The organism is Thermus tenuipuniceus (assembly GCF_002964845.1).
Taxonomy (GTDB): domain Bacteria; phylum Deinococcota; class Deinococci; order Deinococcales; family Thermaceae; genus Thermus; species Thermus tenuipuniceus.
In genome coordinates this window covers 25,022-31,789 of the sequence record NZ_PRDA01000053.1, presented here as the reverse complement: position 1 = coordinate 31,789, position 6,768 = coordinate 25,022, and the positions used below count along the sequence as shown (strand labels likewise).

Below are 6,768 nucleotides of genomic sequence, written 5' to 3'. Positions count from 1 at the left end.
GGCCCTTTTCAAGTGGTCCCCTGGCGCATGGGTATGCGGGGGGTGGATAAGTGCAAGTTTTGAGGAACCCGAAAGCCTTAGCCTCAACGGCTTCCTAGACCACCCTGCCGGTAGCCAACGCTTGATAGACCTGGTCGGCCTCAGCGTAACCACTAGCGCTACCCGTTTGGCCTTGGCCTGGAATCTCAGCCTTTTGGTCCAAGGGAACGACAGCGCCCTCCACACCCAGGGCCAGGTAAGGGTGAACGGCTCCACCACACCGGGCACCTGCGGTAGCCTGCTGGCAAACTTCAATGCCTCCAGCGGGGAGGTTTCCGTAGATCTCAGCACCCACACCAAATCCCTCCACCTGGAATTCCGGGTGACCCAGGTGGAGGAAAACCCCACGCGCATCCACATCCAAAACGGGATCTTGCGGGTGGACAGCAAGGAGGTCGCCTTTGAGGGCATCCTGGACGACCAGAACAACAACTGCGTTCCCGGGGAAAACCTCACCCTGCACTTTGCAGGCGGCCAAACCATGAGCTTGGAAACCTTCCTCATCCAGCACATGGGTGCCCAGCCCTGCCGTCAACCCTAAATCTTCTGTGCGCAACTCTGTGCGCAACCCCCCGGCCTCGAGGCCGGGAGGTTTGTTAGGATGGAGAGGATATGAAGCGCCTGGTCTCACTGGTTCTATTGGCCCTGAACCTGTCCCTAGCCCAGATGCCCGCCTACCCGGAAAACACCCTAGGCCTCGGCTATGGACCGGGCAAGGGGATCTACCTGCAAGGAAGCGCCCTTTTGCCCCTTAGCCCCTTGGGGATTGACACGGGGCTGGACCTGCAGGCCCTCCTTTCGCAAAACCCGGAGGTCTTTGCCCTCGTCAAGGCCAACCTCTTCCCGGGCCTGGTCCTCATGGACCTCTACACCTCGGTAGGCCTGGGCCTGGACCTGCGGTATCCCTTCGGGGTGCACCTGGGGCCGGTGGTGAGCCTCGAGGTGCCGGGAGGAGCCCTATCCGCCTACGGGGGGCTGGGTTATCAGAACGGTTTCCACCTGGCTTGGGGTGCGGGGTTTAGGCTCTACCTCGAACCCCTGGCCCTGGAGGCTTCCGCCTCCGACCGGTACCCCTTCCTGCTAAGCCTCCTTTACCTCTGGTAACCCGTGCGGCGCCTTCCCCTTTTCCTCGTCTCCCTTCCCGCCCTCCTCACCCTGGGGGTGTTCATCCTCTACCCCTTTTTGGATGTGATTCGCTTTTCCACTTGGGACTGGTCGGGGCTTTCCGAGCCCAAGCCGGTGGGGCTCAAAAACTACCGGGATCTTTTCCAAGACCCCGCCTTCTGGGGAAGCCTCTGGGTGACCCTGAAGTTCATGCTCCTGGCCCTACCCCTTTTCGTGGGGCTTTCCATCGCCCTGGCAGTGGCTTTGGAAGGGACCCCCTACGAGCGCTTCGCCAAAAGCCTCCTCTTTCTACCCGGGCTCGTCACCCTGGGTGGGGCCACCCTGAGCTGGTACACCCTCTTCACCCCCGAGTACGGGGCCTTGGCCCAGTTCCTGCCCATCCCCCCTTGGGACCGGGAGGGGTTTTGGGCCTTGGTCATGGTGGTCCTCTTCACCCTGTGGCGGCACCTGGGATATGGGGTCCTGGTGGCCTCCGCCCGGCTCAAGGCCATCCCCAAGACCCTCCTGGAGGCCGCCTACGTGGACGGGGCGGGGCCCTTGGAAGCTCTCCGCTACATAGTTCTTCCCCTCATGCGCCCGGCGGTGGCCTTTTTGGTGGTGGTGGGCACCATTCTCTCCCTGCAGTCCTACTCGGCGGTCTTCCTCCTCACCCGGGGCGGGCCCTACGGGGCCACCCGGGTCCTGGGCTACTACCTTTACGAGTCGGGGTTCGAAAACTTCCGGCTGGGGTACGCCGCCGCGGTCACCGTGGTCATCCTCCTCCTCACCCTCCTCTTCGCCTATGCCCAGCTAAGGCTTCTGCGTCACGGGGAGGAATAGCGGTGCAGGCGAAGGTCCTCGAGGTGGGCCTCGAAGCTGGTGTTGAGGAAAAGCTCCCCCTTAGCATGGAAGAAGTAGAGGTAAGGGCGCCCCTTGGGGTCGGTACGCACGGGATTGAGCACGGCAAGGAGGGCCTCCCGCCCTGGGTTCCCGATGGGCCCCGGGGGAAGCCCGGCGTATCGGTAGGTGTTGTAGGGGGAATCATGAGCGAAGTCCCCCGCCCTCCGGGAAAGCTCGGGAAGCCGCTTGCCCAGGGCGTAGGCCACGGTGGGATCCGCCTGGAGGGGCATGCCCCTTTCCAGCCGGTTCAGGAAAACCCCGGCGATGTAGGGCATCTCCTTCTGGCTCCCCGCCTCCGCCTGCACGATGGAGGCCAGGGTCACCCAGGCGTGAACGGAAAGCCCCCGCTCCTCCAAAAGGCGCCTCACCGGGGGTGTGAGCTCGGCCTCGAAGCGGCGCAGGAGGGCCCGCACCACCTCCTCGGGGGTAGCCAGGAGGTCAAAGGTGTAGGTAGCGGGGAAGAGGTAGCCCTCCAGGGACCTGCCCTCCACGTACGGGGGGCGCAGGGCACCGGGCTCCTGGACAATCTTTAAAAAACCATCCCCATCCAGGCCCGCCTGGGAAAGCCTTGTGGCGTAGTCCACCGCCCTTTCCCCCTCGAGGAAGGTAAGGCGCACCCGGAGGGGCTCCTCCCCCCCGGTGAGGGCCCGGGCCAGGCGGAAGGCCCCATCCCCCTTTAGGCGGTAGACCCCGGGAACCAGCCTCTTGGCCCGGCCGGAGAAGCGCAGATAGGCGGAAAAGAGGTACCCGGAGCGCAAAAGCCCGGCCTCCTCCAGGATCCTGGCCACCTCCTGCCCCGTGGCCCCCCGGGGGATGCGCACGGTGGCCTCCTTCCCCGTGGGACCCAAAAGCCAGAGGGCGTAGAAGAGAAGGAGGGCGAAGGTGACGAAAAGGGCCACCACCCCCCGCCACAGCCAGCGCCTAGAGCCTTCCCGCAAGGTAGCCCTCCAAAAGGATCACCGCGCTCATTTCGTCCAACCGGCCCTTCTCCCGGCGGATCCGTTTGGGGGCGTGTTTTAAGCGCCGAGCTGCCGCCTGGGTGGTGTAGCGCTCGTCATATAGCTCCACCTCCACCCCCTTGGCCCTAAGCGCCTCCACCAGGGGAAGGACCCTCTGGGCCTGGGCGCTTTCCTTGAGGTCGGTGCGCAAGGGAAGGCCCACCAGAAGCTTTCCTAACCCCTCCCGGCGCACGAAGTCCAGGAGGGCGGCCACGTCCTCTTCCAGGCTCTTCCGCACCAGATAACCCCGGCCGAAGGCGAAAGGGCTTCCCTCCTCCCCCACCGCCAGGCCGATCCGGGCCTCTCCCACGTCAAGCGCGCCCAGACGCATACTGCACGCTACGATCCGCCAAGACCACCCCAAGGTAGAGCAGGGCAACCCCAAAGGCCCTCCCCGCCTCCTCGAGGCCCACCACCCCAAAGCGGTTTAAGGTGCTGGTGGAGGCCAACACCAAAGCCGCCAGGAAGATGAGGGCCGTGCCCTGGGCCCTAAGGGGGTTTTGCCGCCAGAAAAGCAGGGTGGTATAGAGGGCCACCCCCGCCATCAGCACCGTGCCCAAAAGGTTAAAGGGAATGGTCCAAAGCCTGGGCGAGGTGAAGCTAGGCTCAGGGAAGGCCTTGCCCGAGGGGGCATAGGGCCCAGGAAGCTGGGAAAAGTCCAAGGGTGCTGCCAGCACCAGGTAGAGCCCATAGAGGATGAAGGGCGAAAGCGTCCAAAGAAGCCCCCTCGCCGCCCGGGGGTTCAGAAGGGCCAGGCTCCCTAAGCCCAGAAAGGTCACCCCGTGCATGGCCCCGGCGAGGTACCAAAGCCGATAGAGGAAGGGGTTCCAAGCCCCCAGGAGCTTGGCCAAAAGCTCAGCGGAAACCGCCAGGGCAAAGAGGAGGAGGCCCAGGGAGTAGAGGGCGTTATGCAGGGAGGGGCGCCTCCGGTACCGTCCAAAGGTGAGGCCGAAGAGGGCCCAGGAAAGGGCCACCGCCACCAGGCTCAGCAACATGGCCATAGGCTCATTGTACCCGGGGAGGGTGTCCCCTGCCAGGGCCCAAGCCCCCCTCAAGGAAGGAGGTCGGGAAGGGCCGCCCGGGCCTTTTCCGGGGATAATCCGCCCCCCTGGGCCAAGGCCCCCTTTCCACCTCCCCGGCCCCCAGCCTGCTCGGTGAGGGCACGGAAGAGGCTCCCCGCCTCGAGGCCCCTCTCCTTTGCCTTCTTGGAAAGCTTCAGGACCGCACGCCCCTCCGAGAGGACCAGGGCCACATCCGCCCCCCGCTCCACCAGGTCGTCCGCCGCCTGGCGCAAGGCCTCCCCGTCCAGCCCAGGCATCTCCACCACGGCGTAGCGGAGGCCGCCCTTCTCGGAAAGGGCCACCTCCTTCCTGAGCTCCGCCTGCACCAGGCGCGCCTTAAGGCTTTCCACCTCCTTTTCCTTGGACTTGAGCTCCTGCAAGAGCCTCTCCAGCCGCTCCTCCAGGTTGGCCTCCCCCACGGAAAGCCTCTCGGCCAAAGCCCTCATGCGGTTCAAAGCTCCGCGGGCGAAACGCACCGCCCATTCCCCGGCCACCGCCTCGAGGCGCCTCACCCCGGCGGACACCGCCTCCTCCTTCTGGATGAGGAAGGCCCCGATCTCCCCCGTGCGCCGCACGTGGGTGCCCCCGCAAAGCTCCTTGGACTCCACCCCAGGCAGGGGGCTACCCTCCACCCGCACCACCCGCACCACCTCCCCGTACTTCTCCCCGAAGAGGGCCATGGCCCCTTCCCGCTTGGCCTCCTCCAGGGGCAGGTAGCGCCAGGTGACGGGGAAATCCGCCAGGATCCAGCGGTTCACCAAAAGCTCAATCCGCTCCAGCTCCCCCTGGGTCAGGGGCTCGGGGTGGGTGAAGTCAAAGCGCAGGCGGTCCGGGGCCACCAGGCTCCCCGCCTGGCGCACATGGGGGCCCAGGACCGCCCTCAAAGCGGCGTGGAGAAGGTGGGTGGCGGTGTGGTGGCGCTCCGTGTCCCGGCGGGCCGGGTCCACCACCGCCCGCACCCTTTCCCCCACCCGCAAGGTGCCCTCCTCCACCCTGGCCCGGTGCAGGAAGATTCCCTTTTCCGTCTTGAGGGTGGTCTCCACCCTAGCCCGGCCCAAGGGCCACTCCAGGTGGCCGAAGTCCCCGATCTGCCCGCCCCCTTCCGCGTAGAAGGGAGTCCAGTCCAAGACCACCTGGACCTCGGTGCCGGGCCCCGCCTCCTCCAGGCTCTGATCCCCCGCCAGAAGGGCCAAGACGGTGCCCTCCGCCTCCAGGGTCCCGTAGCCCAAGAACTCCGTGGCCCCTTTCTCGGCGTAAAGCTCCTCCAGCACCTGGGCGCTCTTCTTGAAGATCTCCCGCTCAAAGGTCATGGCCGCCCGGGAACGCTCCTGCTGCTCCTCCATGGCCCTTTCGAAGCCCTCGGTGTCCACCCCGAAGCCCCTTTCCGCGGCGATCTCCACCGTGAGGTCCAGGGGGAAACCGTAGGTGTCGTAGAGACGGAAAGCCTCCGCCCCCGGAAGCACCTCGCCAGGCTTGAGGCCCGAAAGCAGGGTGTCCAGCCGCCTCAAACCCCCTTCCAGGGTTTCCAGGAAGCGCTCCTCCTCGAGGCGGATCTGCTTCTCCACCGCGGGAAGGTTCTCCCGCATCTCCGGGTAGAAGTCGCCCAAAAGCTCGGCCACCACGGGGGCCAGGCGGTGGAGGAAAGGCCCTTTGAGGCCCAGGAGGTAGCCGTGCCTCAGGGCGCGGCGGAGGAGGCGGCGGATCACGTAGCCCCGGCCCGTGTTGGCAAAGGTCACCCCGTCCGCCAAGGCCGCCACCACCGCCCGCACGTGGTCGGCGATGACCCGGTGGCTCACGCTTGCCTTGCCCTCGTAGGGCTTACCGCTCCAAAGGGCCACCTGCTCAATGAGGGGGAAGAAGGTGTCCGTGCGGTAGAAGTCCTCCACGTCCTGCAGGATGGCCGCCACCCGGTAAAGGCCCATCCCCGTGTCGATGTTCTTCTGGGGCAGGGGCTTGAGGATGCCGGGGCCGGGGATGGGGCCTTGGCGGTCGTACTGGGTGAAGACCAGGTTCCAGATCTCCACGAACCGGTCCCCGCTCCCCGTGTTGGGCCCGGTCTCGTCCGGGGTGCCGAAGGCCGGTCCCCGGTCGTAAAAGATCTCCGAGCAGGGGCCCGAAGGCCCGTTGGGCCCGTGGGTGATGGCTCCCCCCGGCCAGTAGTTCTCGTCCTCCCCGAAGCGGCCGATCTTTTCCTCGGGCACCCCCACCAGGTCCCGCCAGATGGCGTAGGCCTCGTCATCGTCCTCGTAGACCGTGACCCAAAGCCGATCCGGGTCCAGGCCCAACCACTTGGGGTCCGTGAGGAACTCCCAGGCCCAGAGGATGGCCTCCTTCTTGAAGTAGTCCCCAAAGGAGAAGTTGCCCAGCATCTCGAAGAAGGTGTTGTGCCGGGCGGTTCTCCCCACGTTTTCTATATCCCCCACCCTGAGGCACTTTTGGCAGGTGGTGATCCTTCGCCACTCCCTGCCCCCGAAGATGGGCTTGGCCCCCAGGAAGTAGGGCTTTAGGGGAGCCATGCCCGCCGAGGTGAAGAGGAGGGAAGGGTCGTTCTCGGGGATGAGGCTGAAGGAAGGAAGGCGCAGGTGCCCTTTGCCCTCAAAAAAAGACAGGTACTTCTCCCGAATCTCCGCCGTGCGCATGCCTTTGATTATAGGCAGTAAACTTGG

The 6,768-nt window shown here is 65.6% G+C and carries 7 protein-coding genes; 3 read left to right on the top strand and 4 right to left on the bottom strand.

Annotated features, from left to right (window positions below; all coding sequences use genetic code 11):
- The first annotated feature begins 172 nt into the window (after positions 1–172).
- From C2847_RS11160 to C2847_RS11150, 3 genes are all read left to right on the top strand, one after another.
- Positions 173–580 (top strand): hypothetical protein, encoded by a 408-nt coding sequence (locus C2847_RS11160; RefSeq protein WP_128415171.1) that lies wholly within the window; start codon positions 173–175, stop codon positions 578–580.
- Positions 581–651: 71 nt separating this feature from the next.
- A complete protein-coding gene (locus C2847_RS11155) occupies positions 652–1,143 on the top strand; it encodes a bioflim formation protein (RefSeq protein WP_105318417.1) in 492 nt (163 codons plus the stop codon).
- Positions 1,144–1,146: 3 nt separating this feature from the next.
- On the top strand, positions 1,147–1,983 hold the full coding sequence (locus C2847_RS11150; protein WP_105318416.1) for a carbohydrate ABC transporter permease: 837 nt from the start codon (positions 1,147–1,149) through the stop codon (positions 1,981–1,983).
- Here C2847_RS11150 and mltG read toward each other — a convergent pair.
- From mltG to alaS, 4 genes are read right to left on the bottom strand one after another with little or no spacing between them, the layout of a single operon-like run.
- Complete coding sequence (gene mltG, locus C2847_RS11145) at positions 1,968–2,981, bottom strand: endolytic transglycosylase MltG (protein WP_164835713.1); 1,014 nt, start codon at positions 2,979–2,981, stop codon at positions 1,968–1,970. The genes C2847_RS11150 and mltG overlap by 16 nt on opposite strands.
- Positions 2,965–3,372 (bottom strand): Holliday junction resolvase RuvX, encoded by a 408-nt coding sequence (ruvX, locus tag C2847_RS11140; protein ID WP_105318415.1) that lies wholly within the window; start codon positions 3,370–3,372, stop codon positions 2,965–2,967. The genes mltG and ruvX overlap by 17 nt, the downstream gene beginning before the upstream one ends.
- Positions 3,353–4,036, bottom strand: a complete 684-nt coding sequence (locus tag C2847_RS11135; protein ID WP_105318419.1) for a hypothetical protein — start codon at positions 4,034–4,036, stop codon at positions 3,353–3,355. Before C2847_RS11135 ends, ruvX begins: the two co-directional genes overlap by 20 nt.
- A gap of 56 nt (positions 4,037–4,092) precedes the next feature.
- A complete protein-coding gene (gene alaS / locus C2847_RS11130; protein WP_105318414.1) occupies positions 4,093–6,741 on the bottom strand; it encodes an alanine--tRNA ligase in 2,649 nt (882 codons plus the stop codon).
- Between the last annotated feature and the right edge of the window lie 27 nt (positions 6,742–6,768).